General features: G+C 40.7%; 20 protein-coding genes and 4 pseudogenes. 15 read left to right on the top strand and 9 right to left on the bottom strand.

Annotated features, from left to right (window positions below):
- Positions 1-50: 50 nt before the first annotated feature.
- From pfkA to LG003_RS04735, 6 genes are all read right to left on the bottom strand, one after another.
- Positions 51-1,022, bottom strand: coding sequence for a 6-phosphofructokinase (gene pfkA, locus LG003_RS04710; protein WP_112878964.1), 972 nt, complete (start codon positions 1,020-1,022; stop codon positions 51-53).
- Positions 1,023-1,196: 174 nt separating this feature from the next.
- Entirely contained in the window at positions 1,197-1,475 is a 279-nt protein-coding gene (locus LG003_RS04715; RefSeq protein WP_240000850.1) for a hypothetical protein, read from the bottom strand.
- Complete coding sequence (locus LG003_RS04720; protein WP_112878965.1) at positions 1,465-1,716, bottom strand: plasmid stabilization protein; 252 nt, start codon at positions 1,714-1,716, stop codon at positions 1,465-1,467. Before LG003_RS04720 ends, LG003_RS04715 begins: the two co-directional genes overlap by 11 nt.
- 75 nt (positions 1,717-1,791) lie before the next feature.
- Positions 1,792-2,736 carry a phosphatidate cytidylyltransferase gene (locus LG003_RS04725; protein ID WP_191214902.1) on the bottom strand — a complete coding sequence of 315 codons (945 nt, stop codon included), beginning with the start codon at positions 2,734-2,736 and terminating at the stop codon, positions 1,792-1,794.
- On the bottom strand, positions 2,733-3,374 hold the full coding sequence (locus tag LG003_RS04730; protein WP_112878967.1) for a lysophospholipid acyltransferase family protein: 642 nt from the start codon (positions 3,372-3,374) through the stop codon (positions 2,733-2,735). The genes LG003_RS04725 and LG003_RS04730 overlap by 4 nt, the downstream gene beginning before the upstream one ends.
- Positions 3,367-4,041: a CDP-alcohol phosphatidyltransferase family protein gene (locus LG003_RS04735; protein WP_112878968.1), complete on the bottom strand. Its 675-nt coding sequence runs from the start codon at positions 4,039-4,041 to the stop codon at positions 3,367-3,369. The genes LG003_RS04730 and LG003_RS04735 overlap by 8 nt, the downstream gene beginning before the upstream one ends.
- Before the next feature lie 384 nt (positions 4,042-4,425).
- Between LG003_RS04735 and LG003_RS04740 the strand changes: the two genes are divergently transcribed.
- Positions 4,426-4,776, top strand: a complete 351-nt coding sequence (locus LG003_RS04740) for a type II toxin-antitoxin system RelE/ParE family toxin (RefSeq protein WP_112878969.1) — start codon at positions 4,426-4,428, stop codon at positions 4,774-4,776.
- Positions 4,773-5,078, top strand: a complete 306-nt coding sequence (locus LG003_RS04745; RefSeq protein ID WP_238399218.1) for a helix-turn-helix domain-containing protein — start codon at positions 4,773-4,775, stop codon at positions 5,076-5,078. The genes LG003_RS04740 and LG003_RS04745 overlap by 4 nt, the downstream gene beginning before the upstream one ends.
- A 663-nt stretch (positions 5,079-5,741) precedes the next feature.
- Here the strand turns inward: LG003_RS04745 and LG003_RS04750 are convergent.
- Positions 5,742-6,047 (bottom strand): type II toxin-antitoxin system RelE/ParE family toxin, encoded by a 306-nt coding sequence (locus LG003_RS04750; protein ID WP_023043869.1) that lies wholly within the window; start codon positions 6,045-6,047, stop codon positions 5,742-5,744.
- A 1-nt stretch (position 6,048) separates the two neighbouring features.
- Positions 6,049-6,327 (bottom strand): damage-inducible protein J, encoded by a 279-nt coding sequence (locus LG003_RS04755; RefSeq protein WP_112878970.1) that lies wholly within the window; start codon positions 6,325-6,327, stop codon positions 6,049-6,051.
- 155 nt (positions 6,328-6,482) lie between these two features.
- Here LG003_RS04755 and LG003_RS04760 point away from each other — a divergent pair.
- From LG003_RS04760 to LG003_RS04780, 5 genes and pseudogenes are all read left to right on the top strand, one after another.
- A pseudogene (locus LG003_RS04760) lies at positions 6,483-6,777 on the top strand (transposase); the annotation flags it as partial.
- A 780-nt stretch (positions 6,778-7,557) separates the two neighbouring features.
- Positions 7,558-7,800 carry a type II toxin-antitoxin system ParD family antitoxin gene (locus LG003_RS04765; RefSeq protein ID WP_262980281.1) on the top strand — a complete coding sequence of 81 codons (243 nt, stop codon included), beginning with the start codon at positions 7,558-7,560 and terminating at the stop codon, positions 7,798-7,800.
- Positions 7,793-8,067: pseudogene (locus LG003_RS04770) on the top strand (type II toxin-antitoxin system RelE/ParE family toxin). The gene LG003_RS04765 and the pseudogene LG003_RS04770 overlap by 8 nt, the downstream one beginning before the upstream one ends.
- A gap of 102 nt (positions 8,068-8,169) precedes the next feature.
- A pseudogene (locus LG003_RS04775) lies at positions 8,170-8,373 on the top strand (ISKra4 family transposase); the annotation flags it as partial.
- 299 nt (positions 8,374-8,672) lie between these two features.
- A pseudogene (locus LG003_RS04780) lies at positions 8,673-9,285 on the top strand (phage integrase).
- Positions 9,286-9,503: 218 nt separating this feature from the next.
- On the opposite strand, the gene cpxP reads toward LG003_RS04780, so the two are convergent.
- Positions 9,504-9,998, bottom strand: coding sequence for a cell-envelope stress modulator CpxP (gene cpxP, locus LG003_RS04785; RefSeq protein ID WP_112877771.1), 495 nt, complete (start codon positions 9,996-9,998; stop codon positions 9,504-9,506).
- Positions 9,999-10,155: 157 nt separating this feature from the next.
- Between cpxP and cpxR the strand changes: the two genes are divergently transcribed.
- The 8 genes from cpxR (at position 10,156) to LG003_RS04825 (ending at position 19,046) form a co-directional block, all read left to right on the top strand.
- Complete coding sequence (cpxR, locus tag LG003_RS04790) at positions 10,156-10,851, top strand: envelope stress response regulator transcription factor CpxR (protein ID WP_112877772.1); 696 nt, start codon at positions 10,156-10,158, stop codon at positions 10,849-10,851.
- The gene (gene cpxA / locus LG003_RS04795) at positions 10,848-12,248 is read left to right on the top strand and encodes an envelope stress sensor histidine kinase CpxA (RefSeq protein WP_262980282.1); all 1,401 of its coding nucleotides are present in this window, start codon (positions 10,848-10,850) and stop codon (positions 12,246-12,248) included. Before cpxR ends, cpxA begins: the two co-directional genes overlap by 4 nt.
- Positions 12,249-12,640: 392 nt before the next feature.
- The gene (locus tag LG003_RS04800; protein ID WP_112877774.1) at positions 12,641-13,951 is read left to right on the top strand and encodes a nucleotide sugar dehydrogenase; all 1,311 of its coding nucleotides are present in this window, start codon (positions 12,641-12,643) and stop codon (positions 13,949-13,951) included.
- Between the two features lie 14 nt (positions 13,952-13,965).
- Entirely contained in the window at positions 13,966-15,015 is a 1,050-nt protein-coding gene (locus tag LG003_RS04805; protein WP_112877775.1) for a Gfo/Idh/MocA family protein, read from the top strand.
- 18 nt (positions 15,016-15,033) lie between these two features.
- Entirely contained in the window at positions 15,034-15,621 is a 588-nt protein-coding gene (locus LG003_RS04810) for an acyltransferase (RefSeq protein ID WP_112877776.1), read from the top strand.
- A 14-nt stretch (positions 15,622-15,635) separates the two neighbouring features.
- Positions 15,636-16,706 carry a DegT/DnrJ/EryC1/StrS family aminotransferase gene (locus LG003_RS04815; RefSeq protein ID WP_262980283.1) on the top strand — a complete coding sequence of 357 codons (1,071 nt, stop codon included), beginning with the start codon at positions 15,636-15,638 and terminating at the stop codon, positions 16,704-16,706.
- 5 nt (positions 16,707-16,711) lie between these two features.
- Positions 16,712-17,935, top strand: a complete 1,224-nt coding sequence (locus tag LG003_RS04820) for an oligosaccharide flippase family protein (RefSeq protein ID WP_262980284.1) — start codon at positions 16,712-16,714, stop codon at positions 17,933-17,935.
- 1 nt (position 17,936) lies between these two features.
- Positions 17,937-19,046, top strand: coding sequence for a D-glucuronyl C5-epimerase family protein (locus LG003_RS04825; protein ID WP_262980285.1), 1,110 nt, complete (start codon positions 17,937-17,939; stop codon positions 19,044-19,046).
- Positions 19,047-19,110 lie beyond the last annotated feature (64 nt).

Consider the following 19,110-nt stretch of genomic DNA (forward strand, 5'->3'; position numbering starts at 1 on the left):
CAGCCTCCAACGAGGCTGCAACGGATTTAGATTTGCCGGGATTAACGTGATCAATACAACTTTTTCGCGGTTTCCAACCAATCCTGTTTAAACACACGTTTCATATTTTGCACTGCATCAATGATGTCATGATGAACAAGTTTCTCGTTCTGAATACCAACACAACGACCACCATAACCTTCCAACAGTAATTGAATGGAATATGCCCCCATACGGGAAGCCAGAATACGATCATAGGCAACCGGGGAACCACCACGCTGAACATGGCCTAAGACTGTGGCACGGGTTTCATGATGCGTCTCTTTTTCGATATGTCTCGCAAGTTCATAAACATCACAAACATGTTCGGTAATTGCAACGATGGCGTGGCGTTTACCTTTATCGATACCCGCTTTAATTTCAGCTACGAGCTCATCACAACTAAATGAGACTTCCGGTAGAACAATAAACTCACAACCACCTGCAATAGCGGCTGACAAAGTGAGATCACCACAATAACGTCCCATGACTTCAACAATGGAAATACGTTTGTGGGAAGTCGAGGTATCACGCAGACGGTCAATCGCTTCAACCACCGTTTCCAGCGCCGTGAAATAGCCGATGGTATAGTCGGTACCCGCCACATCATTATCAATCGTGCCCGGCAGACCAATGCAGGGGAAACCCGCTTCTGTCAGTTTTTTCGCGCCAAGATAGGAACCGTCACCGCCGATAACAACCAGAGCATCAAGACCGTTTTTTCTCATGTTCTCAATAGCGACAGTACGAACCTTCTCATCCCTGAACTCTGGGAAACGAGCTGAACCTAGAAAAGTACCACCACGGTTAATCATGTCGGATACACTAAAACGGTCAAGTTTCTTCATGCGGTTTTCATACAAGCCAAGATAGCCATCATAAATACCGAAAACTTCCAACCCTTCGGCTAATCCCGCACGGACCACACCACGAATAGCTGCATTCATACCCGGCGCATCACCGCCACTCGTTAAGACACCGATTCTTTTGATCTCATTGCTCATGACGACCTCTGACTTGTAGATGTAATAATTGCAAACCCGCTAACGGCGGACTCCGTATGCGATCACTTTGCCTGAGAAATCTGCCTTTTTAACCTGCTACCACCCAGCGTACTGAAACAATCAAGCTGAATTGATTCAACTTTTCATATAATACGGTAAAAAACCAAGTCTGCATTAACAATAAGTCCCTTTTTTGAGATCAAGTTGGCTAAAAAGCCATTTAATTATGCTCCTATAGCTCTTAAGGTCATCAACCAACCTCCGAGAAATCCTATCCTTATATCCCCGCTCGCACTGGGCAACTGTCTTGAGCGACAATTTATAAACCAAATCTCCGGCCCGTTTACCAATAGCAATGACGAGCAAGATAATCTCATTGTCGTTCACCTCTGGATAACCTAACTTCTTCCACTCCTTTAAAGCTCGCTTTTCAAATTTCAGACTATAGGTCATCAAGGCTCACACTAACAAATTCAGCATCTTTTAAACGATTATCGGCAACTTTGTTCAATGCAGCATCCTCAGCCAATTCCTGATAGTAAGCGAATAATTCAGGCGGCACACAATAAAACACTGGTTCATTTCGGTTTAGGATTACGGTAGCCTCACCTTCTCCCTGTAAATATGTTCCCATAGGGTTACGTTTCAGATCGGTAATACTCGCCGCTGTGTTTGTTAAGATTTGATATGCCATACACCACCTCATGCAATTATATAATTCAACACTAGATCATTTAAGAGCACCTTTAAATGATCTTTTATTTAATCTTTATGTATAAAAATAACGTGTCAGATGGAAAAAGACTGGGGCGGCAAAACATAACGAATCGATCCTATCTAACATGCCACCATGACCTTCAATCATTTCACCGAAATCTTTAATGCCACTATCACGTTTTATCGCCGACATACACAAGCCACCAATAAAGCCCATCAGCGTAATCGCTAATGACATCAAACCTGCCTCCCACGGAGAAAATGGCGTCACCCAATAAAGTGACATTCCTAATAACACTGAAACCAAAATGCCACCAACAAAACCTTCAACTGTTTTATTTGGACTCAATTTAGGCACAATAGGATGTTTGCCAAATAATTTACCAAACACATATTGCAAGACATCTGACATCTGCACCACAATCATTAAAAACAACAATAACTCGACATTCTCCCCTTCATAACCTGGAATATCTAACATCAATAAAGCGGGGGCATGGCTAATACAAAATACAGCAACTAACATACCCCACTGTATTTTGGCTGTCCGTTCCAGAAAGTTCGTTGTATCTCCAGCCAATGCAATACGAGCAGGTAAAAACAGGAAAACATAAACAGGAATGAAAATAGAAAATACGCCATACCACTCAATACCAACGGCAACGTATTGCAATGGCATAAAAATAAAGAAACACCAGAACATGGCCTCATGGTCACTTCGTCGTGTTGGTGTCAAAGTGAAAAATTCCCGTAAAGCGAAAAATGACATACTCGCAAATAATAACACTGAACCGATTGGCCCAATAATCACCGACAACACACAAATAATACACATCCCCCACCAGCCACGGATACGGGCATTCAGATTATCGATTGTCGCATTACTGTTATCCCTTGAATATTTGGAGGAAAGTATTGCACCAACAATACTGGCAATAATTAACGGCACGAACATACCACCCAACAACAGGAGTAGTTTATTATTAAGCATAGTCATAATATTAACGCCTCCAATGCCTGACGAGCTCTCTGCAAAAAGTCAGCTTTTTCCTCTTTTGCACCTAACTTTTCCAAAGGTTGCCCAAATGTTGCCGAGCAAATAACAGGAACAACAAGTGCCGAGCCTTTTGGCAAAACCCTGTTTAAATTTTCCAGATAAACTGGAATAAGCTCAATATCAGGATATTTCTTCGCTAAATAATATAGCCCCCCTTTAAACTTATTGATTTGTTCCCCACTCCCTCGCGTTCCCTCCGGGAACAAAATTAAAGATTCCCCTCGTTTTAATACATCCTCCATGGGTGTCAGGGTATTTCCCTTTAAACAATCCTCTCCTTTACGATCAATAAGCACAGCCCGAAAAACTTTATTAATAAAATATCTGCGCAGATAAGTTTTACTCCAATAATCACGCGCAGCAACTGGATGCACCCGTGAACGTAACACCCGAGGAAATCCAGCCCAGATAACTAATCCATCCAGATGACTGCTATGATTAGCATAATAAATTCGGGAAACTACCGATGGCTTACACCCAATCCAACGAATTCTCACTCCTGTTAACAAACGGCAAAGCCCAGACAGAAACGAACCCATACCTTTACTTACCAGTGTCCCTGCTTGTGGTTTATTCATTACAAGCATCCTTCTCTTGTAATTCATTCAATATGACTCTGGTTCGCCGAACACATGTCCAGAGACAACCCAACGTGATAACGACTAATACCGCCAATAAAAGATACTGGCTCCATAACTGAGGTAAAAAAGCGGCAACAATTGAACTAACAGTAATTAACGCCATCCGATGCTGTTTCGCCATCGGACCGAGGAAACGCTGAGGTAAACCGCAAGTCCCACCTAATAAGCGAATATAAGCGGTCAAAACAGCTAATAATGCAGTAATACAGCCAAGAGAAACCGCAAATGGAAAAAGTGTTAAACCATACCCCACCCCAATCAGAATAAAAGAATCAGCAATACGATCAGGAAGATCATTAAAAACAGTACCGGCAGCCGTCTTCAATCCCCCTTCAACAGCAACCATGCCATCCAATAAATTACACATTAGTCGGCCTTGAATAAGCAAGGCACCAATAATCAATAAAACTGAAGTCAACCAAAAAGACTCGACTAAAAAACACACGGCAAAACACACGCCAGCTAATACAGCAAAAACAACGCTGGCAACAGATATGCCATTTGGTGTCGCCCCTTTACATTGCAACCATTTAGCCATCTTACTGGCCCACACTGCATTGCGTGTCTTGATCGGACGCCGATCTTTTACCTCGTTACCAGACATACCTTTTCCCTTTTTGAGCACAAATGAACAATCAAATCTACTTAAGTTAAATGAAATAAGATAAACAGGATTGGTTAGAATAACAACAATAAAAAAACCTGCCGGTGGGAAGAGGGAAAACGAAGATAGCGTTCATTTTTACAACGCAATACTATGTAATAAAAGGATTTATTTAAAGAAATATTCAACTTTTTGGGTGCAGTTCAATTGGGGCTTATCAATTCAGAACATCATAAAAAATCTTAATAAAAATTAACTATCACTACTACAAGTACATTAATCTCCCGATCTTACAGCTACCTTTAAGTTACATTAAATACAAAATTACCTTTTGCTCTATATTACTCTATAGGCTAATATTTACTGTGGAATGGGAGATTAACCATGATAGAAATTTTTTTCCATCCATCCGCAAACTCTGAAGTAGATGGATTATCAGAAGAACTACAAGGTAAGTTTTATGCGTTAATAGATACATTATCTGATAAACAGCATGATTTACGAGAACCACACTGCAAGCTACTTGAAAAAAGAAACAAAATTTTCGAATTAAGGACAAGTGACGTAGACAACATAACACGAGCTACATGGTGCTACGGGGAAGAACAAAACACTATTTACATGCTTAGTTTCTTTATTAAAAAGTCACAAAAAACAGATGTAAGAGACAAACAAACAGCTATAAATAGAAAAAAAGACATGATTAAAATGCATGAAAGAGGGGATCTAAAATGAGTAAGATAATGACTTTCCGCGAAAAATTGGAAGCCAAGAAAAGAGAGGGAAACCCTGCATTTATCAAGGCATTTGAAGAAACAAAACAGGCTTTAGACCTACATATTCAATTGCAAGAGGAAATGAGATCATGGAGAGAACAGGCGGGGTTAACAAGTGCACAGGTAGCGGAAAGAATGGGAGTTAAGCCTCCAACAATTTCAAGGCTTGAAAAAAACGCAGATAGGGCAAGCATTGAGAGAATTTTAAAATATGCTAGCGTTTGCGGAGTAAAGGAAATCAAACTTACTATTGCATCGTAAAAAGCCGCCTCAACATAGGTAATGCTGCTCAGTTAAGTTTTTTTTATAACGGGCAGGATATTATTCTAGTATATAAGGCACTGAACGTTCGTTTGGTGCTATCCCATTTTTCTGACCGTATAGATCAGTGGCTTATCCATTGCAAAAAGCTATTGCCAAATCTCCTCAAATGGCAATTAGTTAAACAACCATTGTCTGCAAAATTTTTTGAGATTTTGGGTTACGGCCCCTGTATGGCGTATGCTCATCTAGCACCCGACTATTTGCAATCACGTTAAACCCACTGAATGGCGGCATGGAAATTTAGCAGTAACAAGCAACCGTAGCACTCAAAAGTGTCCACACTTAAAAATTTCCACGCTACTTACAGTTGCTTACAAAAATTTTATCTGATTGATTTTAAAGTGAATTAATCTTAGCCAGATAAAAAAATCCCGCCAAAAGGCGGGGGAAAAGACAGGGATGGTGTTTGTTTTCCAAACATAACACATTGTAATAAAAGGATTTAAAAACAAAAATATCCACACCGTGACCACATCGATATACAAAAAAAGCCCTTCGCATGCCGAGGGGCTTTTTTATAACTCAGTTTACTGTCAGACAAAGAAATGCTCCCAGTTATCTGGCTGGAATATTTTTGAGATTCACCTCAAAGTTTTTTACTTAAAAAAGCCCGGTTATTCTTCTGGAGGTGTGCAATATTCTGAGAATTTTTATATTTTCTATATCCTCATCGTAACGGTAGAGCATGATGAAAGGAAAATGAGGGACAACGAGTTTTCTATAACGTTTATCTGGGCTGTTACGAGCCTTTATGCCTGCATATGGGCTAACTTTCAGAAGTTCAGCCATTTCCGAAAATTTTGTATCAACTTTATCAGCCAATAACAGCCCAGCCTGTTCAAAGAAGTAGAAATAAATTTGCTCCCGGTCAGTTTGGGCGGTTTCTTCCCATGAAATACGTATCACTTTATCCCCTGCTCAGCTTATTACGCAGTAGAGCCATCCGATGATGACTTTCAGAATCATCGATGAAATGAGCCAAGCCATTTTCACATCGGTCAATTGCTTTCTCAATTTCCGCTTCTAACCAGTGAGCATGGGTATTTTTTTGATACTCACGTTCTTCATTCGCCAACTCTTCGGCTTTTTGTCTCATTAACTTTGTTAAGTCTGTCTGATGGCGTTTGGCAGCTTGCATGGCTAAACGCTTAGTTTCTTCATCAATACGAAAATGAATCGTCTCCATTCACCCTCCTTCGTTCACTATTGCCTCAAAGAATGTTGTCATTTGTGTTGTCACATTAGCACAATAACCTATAACAACAATGTTGTTTTCAAAGAAAACAATCAGATTATTGACAAAGTGTTGGTTTTTTATCCGGCACTTTGCCAATAATCTGAAAAATGATAACCCGCCATATTTGGGAGACCAGTAAAGAGCAGGCCAGAGAAAACCGATTAACCCTATGGGGGAATAAAGATCTACAAACGACGAAAGGAGGTGATAGAGCGCAGTTTCGCGGATACGAAGCAACATCACAGACACCGTTATACCCGTTTTCGTGGGTTGCAGAAAGTGCAAATACAGTGTTTTTTGGCAGCAACAGCCCAAAATATCAAGAAGATAACATTGCTGATCGCAATGCTTTGTTGCTTTTATTTCTGGAGAACAAGCATTTTATTGCAGGAGAAGTGAAAATAACGCCCTAACGGGGGATTAGACCGGGTTAATGAGGAAAATGGAGACATTATGATTCATAATGAAAGAAACCCCTTTATTTTCAACGAGGTTTGTCAGCAGTTTGAAACCCCTCATATATGTATGAGGGGTTATAAGCCCTTTGCGGGAAAAATTTCTAACAAAGCCCTCATGGGGAATAATCATACTCTAGTTGATAGAATCCAAAAGCCAACTTTCAGATTTACCGATAAGACTTGATGTGCCGATGATTTTGATTATTGCACGTTGTATCTTTTCAACATCTTCACACGTCAAATATGGCTGAAATTGTTCATAGCTAAAATAACGTGCTCAAGCACCAAAAATATTCGTTTTTAGTAACTGATATTCATGTCACTTCACCTTGCCAAAAAATTTATATACAAGCCATCTTTACATAAATCAACTATATTAAATAAAATATATAGCAATTAAATCTTTAATTATCATAAATATAGGTAGTGACCGGGTAGCTGCAATAACTGCCAACTTTTCTCTACATCAACCATAAGAATAAAAACATTCATTTGTGCAATCCCATTCTTCTGACCGATAGATCAGTGATTTATCCATTGCAAAAAGCTATTGCCAAATCTCCTCAAATGGCAATTAGTTAACGCAACTATTGTCTGCAAAATTTATTGGTCAAAGAAGGCATTGCTGATCGGGTTGGTAGGACGGACTAAGCAGAACGTTGGTAATGCCGCCTGATCTGCTGTATACATGATGTATTAACTATTAATACATTGGTGAGATATGAGAAAAATTACTACTGTCAGTATGGGCGAACAACTTGACGGGTTCGTACAGCACATGGTTGAAAGTGGCCGTTATGGAAATGCCAGTGAAGTTATACGTTCGGCGCTGCGTTTGCTGGAGCAACAAGAAGCTTACGATGAGATTGTACGCAAGGCGGTTATTGCTGGCTTGGAAAGTGGGGAAAGCTCGCTGACTCTACGGGATATAGCGGAACAACGGAAACGCAGACATAATGTATAAGCTCACGGATCAGGCTGCTGAAGATTTTGCTGGGATTTATGATTATACACTTTTGCAGTTCGGTGAAGCTCAGGCTGACCATTATACGGAGGCACTGGAAGCATTTTTTGACACGCTAGCAGAGATGCCACATATAACCTATCTGTCCCAGGTGTAATGTGGGTTGAGTTTCACCGCCACACGGTTTTCTATACTATCCGGGATACCGATATTCTGATTGCGCGTATCCTTCATCAACAGATGAATCACCCCCGTCATCTTCTTTGAGCGGGCAGGTGCTACGTTGTGCTGTGCATCAAGCCAGCGTAGCTGTCTCGTCCTGCGAGCTGCCATCACTGATACAACATCAAAAATCTGCTGGACTTTATCAATAATCTGGTAATGATCCTAAATTATGGGGAAATGTACCGATATGGAGAACCTATTTCTTCTACGTTCGTTGAATCCACGATCAATGAAGTCATATCTAAGCACATGGTGAAAAAACAGCAAATGCAATGGCGCCAACGGGGCACACATTATTTACTACAGACTCGAACAAAGGTATTAAATGGTGATTTAAAAGCCAAATTTGCGCATTGATATCCAAGTATAAAATTAAGTGAAGAAAGGGTAACTATTTTACAGAAACTGTTGCAGCAATAAGTGCCGTCCTACAAATTACCAATCACCCCAAATTTGAAAAATACACACTCTGGCTAATGACGGGAAAGATTGCCCCAGAATCAGGGCAAATTAGCCCAACGCTCTCCCCTGATGGTGCAGACATCAAAACGTCACACCACTCAGACCGGAAAACTGGCTAACACTACATGAGGAATTAATCGACTGGATCGACAGTCAATCAATTTGTTGCATCGGAGGGCTTCACTATGCCAATTAAGAAGCTCGATGATGGTCGTTATATGGTGGACATTAGACCTCTTGGGCGACAAGGAAATCGCATCAGGAGAACATTCAACAAGAAGACAGAAGCTATTGCCTTCGAACGTCATTCAATGGCAAATGCTCAAAAACTCAGTACAAGAACTGATAGACAAGACCTTAGTGATTTACTGAACTTATGGTGGCTATATCACGGACAAACCGCAGAGAACAACACTATAGAAAAACGACAACTGATGAAGACAATCAGGCAGTTAAATGATCCATCTATAAACCGTCTCAACAAGCATGTTTTATTGGAACACCGCAGTAATCGTCTGGCTGATGGGATCAAAGCGTCAACGATAAATCGGGATATGTATCGTCTATCAGGAATGATAACGACATTGCAAAAACTTGAAGTTTTTAGCGGTAGCAACACACGTTCTACGCCACACATTCGCAAGTCATTTTGTGATGAAAGGTGGAAACATTGTTGCACTGCAACAAATACCCGGTCATGCCAATATACAACAAACTATGGCGTATGCTCATCTAGCACCCGACTATTTGCAATTTGCAATCACGTTAAACCCACTGAATGGCGGCATGGAAATTTAGCAGTAACAAGCAACCGTAGCACTCAAAAGTGCCCACACTTAAAAATTTCCACGCTACTTACAGTTGCTTACAAAAATTTTATCTGATTGATTTTAAAATGAATTAATCTTAGCCAGATAAAAAAATCCCGCCAAAAGGCGGGGGAAAAGACAGGGATGGTGTCTATGGCAAGGAAAAATTCTCGTTTGCTACTACTTTGCTTCTATGGGTACTACAAATCAGTTCGGTAACTGAGACATACGCTGCCGATAATGTTGTTCCAATTGTGCTTGTTGCTCAGGCGTCAACAGTTGGTACATCTGGTGATGGATTCGTGCCATTTCAACCTGGTGTTCCACATTACATCTAATCATCCTTTCAATCAGAGCCTTTACAGCCACTCCATCAAAATCCTTCGCAGTGACCAGCTTACGCATCTCTTCTCGCTCTGTGGGACTCATTGACATCGATGAGTGCGGTTGATGTTTCTGCCCTACCAAATCACGCATCTGTTGACGCTGTTGCTCAGTTAAAGTGATACCGCTAAACATATGGTCGTTATCACCAATATCGTTATTATTACGATAATGATAACTTCCTACATTTTTATACTCACAAGGTGCACAATGACCAGGTACCGTAGCAGCGTGCATTGTACTTGCTGTTCCAGCTAAAGATGCAGTCGAGCTAAGAACAAATATTGACGCTAAAACTAACGCTGCTATGTTACGCATTAAACAATTCCTCGTTTCCCCGAACGATGCTATTAGGTCCAATGTGGACAACTATACCTACGCGGCTGCAAACTAGCGTCAGAGGCTTGTAAAAGAACGTAAAGTCGTGGAATAGCAAAGTTTGTTATCGTATTTTTGCTCTTGGAGGAAGTAATCGATGCATAAAATCCTATTAGTTGATGATGACCGTGAACTGACATCACTATTAAAAGAATTACTTGAAATGGAAGGATTTAACGTTGTTGTCGCTCATGACGGAGAGCAGGCATTAAAATTCCTTGACGATTCTATCGACTTATTACTACTCGATATTATGATGCCGCGTAAAAATGGCATTACGACATTAAAGGAGCTTCGTCTACACCATCAAACTCCAGTCATCATGCTGACAGCGCGAGGAAGTGATTTGGATCGTGTTCTGGGACTAGAATTAGGGGCAGATGACTATCTTGCCAAACCATTTAATGATCGTGAGCTAGTGGCACGTATACGTGCTATTCTTCGCCGCTCAAACTGGAGTGAACAACAGCAAACAGACAATGGCCCACCCACGCTTCAGGTCGATAACCTACAATTGAACCCTGGCCGACAGGAAGCCAACTTTGCTAATCAAATTCTCGATTTAACCGGTACCGAATTTACTTTACTCTATCTATTAGCTCAACATTTAGGTCAAGTTGTCTCCCGTGAACACTTGAGCCAAGAAGTATTAGGTAAGCGACTCACGCCATTTGACCGCGCAATTGATATGCATATCTCTAACCTACGCCGTAAATTGCCTGAGCGGGAAGATGGACTCCCTTGGTTTAAGACCTTACGTGGTCGAGGATATTTAATGGTTTCTGCGACATGATAAACAGTTTGACGGCACGCATCTTCGCAATTTTTTGGTTTACTCTGGCGTTAGTCCTAATGTTGGTATTAATGGTGCCGAAACTGGATTCCAGACAACTGACCTCTCTGCTGGAAAATGAATACCGGCAGGGAGTCATGCTGGAAAATGAATACCGGCAGGGAGTCATGCTGGAACAACATATCGAAGCTGAATTAGCTCAAGATCCCGCTAACGATTTACTTTGGTGGCGCCGTTTATTTCGCGCGATTGAAAAATGGGCCCCCCCAAGTCAGCGCCTAATACTGGTCACCAGCGAAGGGCGCGTTATTGGCGCACAAAGAAGTGAAATGCAAGTTGTCCGTAACTTTATTGGACAATCAGATAACGCTGATCATCCTAAAAAGAAAAAATATGGCCGCTCTGAAATGCTAGGGCCCTTTTCCATTAGAGATGGAGAAGATCATTATCAACTTTATTTAGTTCGTCCAGCGAATAGCCCACAATCGGATTTTATTAATCTGATGTTTGACCGGCCGCTATTATTATTAACTGCCACCATGTTAATCAGTGCGCCACTCCTATTATGGCTGGCATGGAGTTTGGCTAAGCCTGCCCGTAAATTAAAAAATGCCGCAGACGATGTTGCTAAAGGTAATTTACGCCAGCATCCAGAACTGGAAGCCGGCCCACAAGAATTTCTGGCCGCCGGTAACAGCTTCAACCAGATGATCAGTGTATTGGAAAGAATGGTCACCGCACAACAACGGTTAATTTCCGATATCTCCCATGAACTACGCACGCCTCTCACCCGTTTACAACTTGCGACAGCATTACTTCGCCGCCGTCATGGTGAAAATAAAGAACTGGAAAGAATAGAGACAGAAGCCCAACGGCTAGACAGCATGATTAACGATCTGTTAGTACTCTCCCGCAGTCAGCATAAAAATGAACTGTTGAGAGAAAACATCAAAATGACAGATTTATGGAACGATATTCTTGACAATGCCCGCTTCGAAGCTGAACAGATGGATAAAACCCTTGAAGTAACCTTACCACCGAGTTCCTGGGCAATTTACTGCAACCCATTAGCACTTAGCAGTGCTTTTGAAAATATCGTGCGTAATGCCTTACGCTACTCCCACCACCATATTGCGGTCGTATTTCACACCGATAATCAAGGGATCACCATTACCGTTGATGATGACGGCCCAGGCGTCAACCCGGAAGACCGTGAACACATATTCCGCCCTTTCTACCGTACAGACGAAGCCCGCGATCGAGAATCCGGTGGCACTGGCCTTGGCTTAGCCATTGTTGAAACCGCAATTAACCAGCACCGCGGTTGGGTTCGTGCTGAGGACAGCCCACTCGGCGGCTTACGCTTGGTTATTTGGCTACCACTTCATGGCCGGTAATACAGATTTCCGCTAAGCTTATTATACAAATTTATTAAATAAATAAATTTTATTTATACTTGACCCAATGAGTCTGACGGTTTAACCTCCCCCGTTATTCATTAAAAAACCTTATATTTTATTGCTTTTCTATTACAGCAGACAAAAGCATTAAAAAATCAAAACAGTAGATAAAATTATAACGTTCTATGGAGTTCTGGGAGCCAATAACCTAGTGCGGTAGCTTTATTATTACCTTATTTATTATTTCAGTAATATATCTTACACAATCTATTTAAAAAGCTTGTTAAAGTTTCACCTGCCAAATAAAACTTATGGCAATAGATAGCACCCTATTAAAAACAAAATGTAATTTATTTTCATAAGTTTTATTTTTACTTAAAAGGCAAAATATGTCCTCACTCAACATTCTCACCGAGAAATTTGATAATAAAACCGCCACCATTGCCATTGTTGGCCTGGGTTATGTTGGCTTACCGTTAATGCTCCGATATAACGATATCGGCTTTAAAGTGATTGGTTTCGATATTGATAAAGAAAAAACAGATAAACTCAATCAAGGCCAAAGTTACATTGAACATATTCCCTCCGCCAAAATCAGTCACGCGATAAATACCGGTTTTGAAGCCACCACAGATTTCACCAACATCGCTCAATGCGATGCCATTATTCTTTGCGTCCCAACGCCGTTAAATAAATACCGTGAACCCGATATTAGTTTCGTGATTAACACCACCGATAGGGTAAAACCGTATTTAAGAGCCGGGCAAGTCCTCTCTTTAGAAAGTACTACTTATCCGGGCACCACCGAAGAAGAATTATTACCCAGAGTTGAAGAGAGCGGGTTAACCGTCGGTGAAGACATCTTTTTGGTCTATTCACCGGAACGCGAAGACCCGGGTAACCCTGATTTCGAAACCCGCACCATTCCTAAAGTCATCGGCGGCCACACGGAAAACTGCTTAAAAGCCGGTATCGCCGTGTATCAACACGCCATTGACCAGGTGGTTCCCGTCAGTTCAACCAAAGCCGCCGAGATGACAAAACTTCTGGAGAATATCCATCGGGCAGTCAATATCGGCTTAGTCAACGAAATGAAACTCGTTGCCGATAAAATGGGCATTGATATCCACGAAGTGATTAGAGCCGCAGCAACCAAACCTTTCGGCTTTGTTCCCTATTATCCCGGCCCCGGATTAGGCGGGCACTGTATTCCAATTGATCCCTTCTATTTAACCTGGAAAGCCCGAGAATATGGTATTAATACCCGCTTTATTGAACTCTCCGGTGAAGTCAATTCCTCCATGCCCGATTATGTGGTCACCAAAACCGTATTAGCGCTGAATAAAGCGAATAAATCCATTAATGGCAGCCGCATATTAATCCTCGGCATCGCTTATAAAAAGAATGTGGATGATATGAGAGAAAGCCCCTCAGTACATATTATGGAAAAATTAAGCGAATTAGGGGCCAATATTGAATATGCCGATCCGCATGTCCCGGTCTTTCCGAAAATGCGTGAACATCATTTTAATTTAATCAGTCAGCCCATCACGGAAAATAGTCTCAAAACCTTCGACTGCGTTATTTTAGCCACCGATCACGATAAATTTGATTATGAATTAATTATCAATCACGCCAAATTAGTCGTCGATACTCGTGGTAAATACTCCCCCAATCACACAAACATTATCAAAGCTTAACTTAGGATAAGATTATGCTGAGCACGATCAACGACAGAAAGATAAGATTTGCTTTAGTCGGTTGTGGACGGATCGCTAAAAATCATTTCAATTCTCTGGAAATACATCAAGAAGCGGCCGAATTAGTCGCCGTCTGTGATAACGATCAAGACGCATTAAACACAGCAGTAGAAAAAACCGGCGTCCCGGGTTTCAGCGACTTAAATACGATGTTAGATAACATCACAGCGGATATCATTATCCTGACCACCCCATCCGGCCTTCACCCAGCACAGGCGATAACCTGTTTTGATAAAGGCTTTCACGTCGTCACCGAAAAGCCGATGGCCACCCGATTAGCTGATGGGGAAAACATGGTTAAGGCCGCGGATAAAGCCGGAAAACACCTCTTTGTCGTCAAACAAAACCGCTTAAATGCCACCTTGCAATTACTGAAACGGGCAGTCAGCGAAAAACGGTTTGGCAAAATCCACCTGGTCCACCTCAATGTTTTCTGGACCCGTCCCCAGGCCTATTATGACCAGGCCGCCTGGCGGGGCACCTGGGAATTTGATGGCGGCGCCTTCATGAATCAGGCGAGCCACTATGTGGATTTAATTGAATGGCTAATCGGCCCGGTCAAAGATGTTCAGGCCATGACCTCGACCCACTTAGATATCGAAACGGAAGATACCGGGGTACTCAATATCCGCTGGCGGGATGGCACATTAGGCTCGATGGCCGTTACCATGTGCACTTATCCGCAAAATCTCGAAGGTTCAATCACCCTCTTAGGGGAAAAAGGCACGGTCAGAGTGGGGGGTTTAGCCGTCAATGAAATCCAGGAATGGCATTTCGCTGACGAAAAAGAGTATGACCAACAAGTCAAAGCCGCCAATTACGAAACCACTTCCGTTTATGGCTTTGGTCACCCGCTTTATTATAAAAATGTCATTGAGGTGATGAAAGGCGACGCCAAACCGATAACCGATGGCCGGGAAGGCTTAAAATCCTTAGAACTGCTTATCGCCGCCTATTTATCCGCCAGAGATAATAAAACCATCTCTTTACCTTTAACCTATTAAATCAATGGAACCGGTTTCATGTCAGCAGAACACGTAATGATACATTCCAGTGCCATTGTTGATGAAGGAGCGCAAATCGGGAAAAACAGCCGTATCTGGCATTTCACCCATATCTGTTCTGGCGCGCAAATCGGCGAAGGTTGTTCTTTAGGACAAAATGTCTTTATTGGCAATAAAGTCACCATCGGCAATCACTGCAAAATACAAAATAATGTCTCGGTTTATGACAATGTTCATCTGGAAGATGGGGTATTTTGTGGCCCCAGCATGGTGTTCACCAATGTCTATAACCCCCGTTCATTAATTGAAAGAAAAAGTGAATATCGAAACACGCGGGTAAAAAAAGGCGCCACCTTAGGCGCCAACTGTACCATTATTTGCGGCACTACCATTGGCGCTTATGCCTTTATTGGCGCCGGCGCGGTAGTAAATAAAGATGTTCCCGATTATGCCCTGATGGTAGGTGTGCCGGCCAAACAAATTGGCTGGATGAGTGAATTTGGTGAACAACTCGATTTACCGCTGCACGGGCAAGCCACTACCGCCTGCCCTCATACTCATCATGTTTATCAACTCAATAACCATATTGTCGTGCGAATTAAATAAGCAAGGATAAAGGCATGCAATTTACCGATCTGGCAGCACAGCAACTTAAAATTAAAGATAAAATTGACGCGAATATCCAGAAAGTATTAACACACGGAAAATATATTTTAGGGCCCGAAGTCGACGAATTAGAAGCAAAGCTGATTGCCTACACCGGAGCGCCATATTGTATTACCTGCGCCAATGGCACCGACGCCTTGCAAATTGCCTTAATGGCGATTGGCATTAAACCCGGCGACGAAGTGATTACCCCCGGCTTTACCTACATTGCCACCGCTGAAACTGTTGCGTTACTGGGCGGGGTGCCGGTTTATGTTGACGTCAAGCCCACCACGTATAATTTAGATCCGGCGCAACTCGAAGCCGCAATTACCCCGAAAACCAAAGCGATTATTCCGGTTTCCTTATTCGGCCAATGTGCCGATTTTGACGAAATTAATGCCATCGCAGCAAAACATAACCTGACCGTCATAGAAGACGCGGCCCAAAGTTTTGGCGCGACTTATAAAGGCAAACGCTCCTGTAACTTAACGACTATTTCATGTACCAGTTTCTTCCCCAGCAAACCGTTGGGGTGTTACGGCGATGGCGGCGCTATTTTCACCCATGATGAAGAGCTGGCGAAAATTATTCGTCAAATAGCCCGTCATGGGCAAGACCGACGATATCATCATGTCAGAGTCGGGGTGAACAGCCGTTTAGATACTCTGCAAGCAGCTATTCTGCTGCCCAAACTGGAGATATTTGAGGAAGAAATGGCATTACGTCAGACGGTGGCAGAAAACTATCATCAGGCATTGAATAACATCGGCATCCTGACCACGCCATATATTGAGCCACATAATCTCTCCGCCTATGCCCAATATACTATCCGGGTTAAAAACCGCGATGCATTACAACACAAATTAAAAGAACAAGGCATTCCAACCGCCGTGCATTACCCTATTCCACTCAATAAACAACCGGCGGTGGCCAGCCATAGTGTTCTGCCTGTTGGTGACGAAATTGCACAAGAAGTGATTAGTTTGCCGATGCATCCTTATTTATCCGTAGATTTAATTAATAAAATTGCCAGTTCAATTTAAAATCCATGAATTATAAATTATTGAGGAATATATCTGGCTTATTACTCTCATCATTATTCAGCCAGATATTATTATTACTATCAACGCCAGTATTAACAAGACTATTTTCACCGGAAGAATTAGGTATTTATGCTTCCTTTTCATCGCTTTTAAGTGTTTTTGCCGTTGGTGCTTGTCTTCGTTATGAATTTTCAATAAGTTCATCAGAAAAAAATCGTGAAATTAATTCATTAGTCACATTATCTTGCATTATTCCAATAACCATTAGCCTAATAGTTATCACTGTTTTTGCAATATCTAAAACACCAGAAAAAATAATTATAGGAAACTATATATACTATATCCCACTAGGTATTATCACTTATGGGTTTTATCGGGCAGTGAGTTTCAATAGTATAAGAGAAAAACAATACTATGCACTCTCTATCACTAAAATAACGCAAACAGTTGCCATGATTAGCACCCAAATCATTGGCGGCATTGCCCATTTAGGCGCAAGCAGTCTCATCTTAGGCCAAATATTAGGTCAATCATTAGGTGTCCTATTTTTAAGTAAAAGATCCAAATATCGTTTAATTATCAGCAAACATGAACTTAGAAAAATAAGACTACTGGCTAAGAAATATTATCGATTTCCAGTTTATGATTTTCCTGCGGCTTCAATTAACACGTTTAGTAATGAGCTGCCCCAATTATTTATCATGTCCACCTATGGGCTAAAATCGGCAGGATTTTATTTAATTGCATCCAGAATATCAGGCGCTCCAATTACACTATTAACCCAAACCGTTTCGTCTATATTACAAGGATACTTAAAAGACAAACTTATATCACCTTTCTTAAAAATAAAAAAGACATTTTATTGTCTAACGCTCATTGCTATTTTATTCGCTATAGTGACATACTTCACGGGCATACCGATCATAAGCTTTATTTTCGGTGAAGAATGGCTTGAATCAGGTAAATATCTATTATGTTTAATACCGCACTTATGCGGACAAATAATATATTCATCGTTATCGATATATTTATCCATTTATGAACATCAGAAAAGCAATTTATTTATTCAAACAATATCGATTATATTAAGATTAATCGCCCTCCTTGCTGGATATCTATTAGGCGATATTTACCTTACCCTGTTATTATTTTCACTCACAAGTTTTGTTCTTTATATGACAAGTACGGCTTATATTTTAAAATTATCTTTCATGCATAAAGAAGGTTAACATGAAGAAAATCATAATAAAAATAATTCCCTATATCATTATCGTGATGATTGTCAGCTATACATTCAATAAATATGCTTATGAGCTAGACGAATTCAATGGCAATGTGAGAAACCTAGTCATGAAAGGGAAATTCACTCAACGCGAATTTAATAGCAATGGTTTTCCTTTATCTCACTCACCTCATATTCCAGAGCCATTCTTATCCCCATTTTATGTTGTCCACTATGGTCTGATATACTCTTCTTTAGGCTTAAATAATAAAGATAACACCAATATATTATGGCGAACCGATTCATCCTTACCGGGATGGAATGTACCGCCACCTCAATTCAATCAAAATGAATTAATTACTAATTTTAAATTTTCAGCCGATTGGTTATTTAATAATATAAAATTATTTCATGGTGAAAGTCATTACTTATATGATTTTGATTGGTCATATAAAGGCTACAAAAATAATAAACTCTATGCCCCTTGGTGGTCTGGGCTAACCGATGCCTATGCCATTATTCTCTTATTAAGAGCTTATGACTATTTTGGTGATGATAAATATTTGCTGACTTCGAAATTACTATATCAATCATCACTCGCGCCTATCCATAAAGGCGGAAGTTTAACAACATTAGATAATATGCCCTGGATTGAAGAATATGTTGATCCTCAAGCCAATTCAGACCAATTAGCTTTTGTATTAAACGGTATGGTCTACTCTACTTATGGTATTGAATCTTTTGAAAATTATCTAAATATAGATGAAAATACCAAAATATCCGATAAATTATATCAATCAATCAGTCATAATATATTTAAGTTCGACATAAAAAACGAATGGTCCAGCTATGATTTAATTGGCAATCCAAGCAACATTAAATATCATAAAATACATACCCTTCTTTTAAAAGATCTAATAGGTAGAAATCAAAATTTTAAAAATAAAAAAATAATAGACTTATATAATAATTGGAATAACTCCGCCGCTAATGGCGGGTACTATTACATAAAACATGGCCCTACAAGTTGGGCATACTATCAATTCATCACTATGTATTTTCTGTCTATCTTAGTATTATCATCCATTTACTTTTTTATCAGCAAAAATGCAAAATAATATTAAAATAATCCTGAAAATATTTATCTATCAGGTTATTATCTACCTGAATTCAGTGCTTATA

It is taken from the genome of Photorhabdus kleinii (genome assembly GCF_025384885.1).
GTDB lineage: Bacteria > Pseudomonadota > Gammaproteobacteria > Enterobacterales > Enterobacteriaceae > Photorhabdus > Photorhabdus kayaii.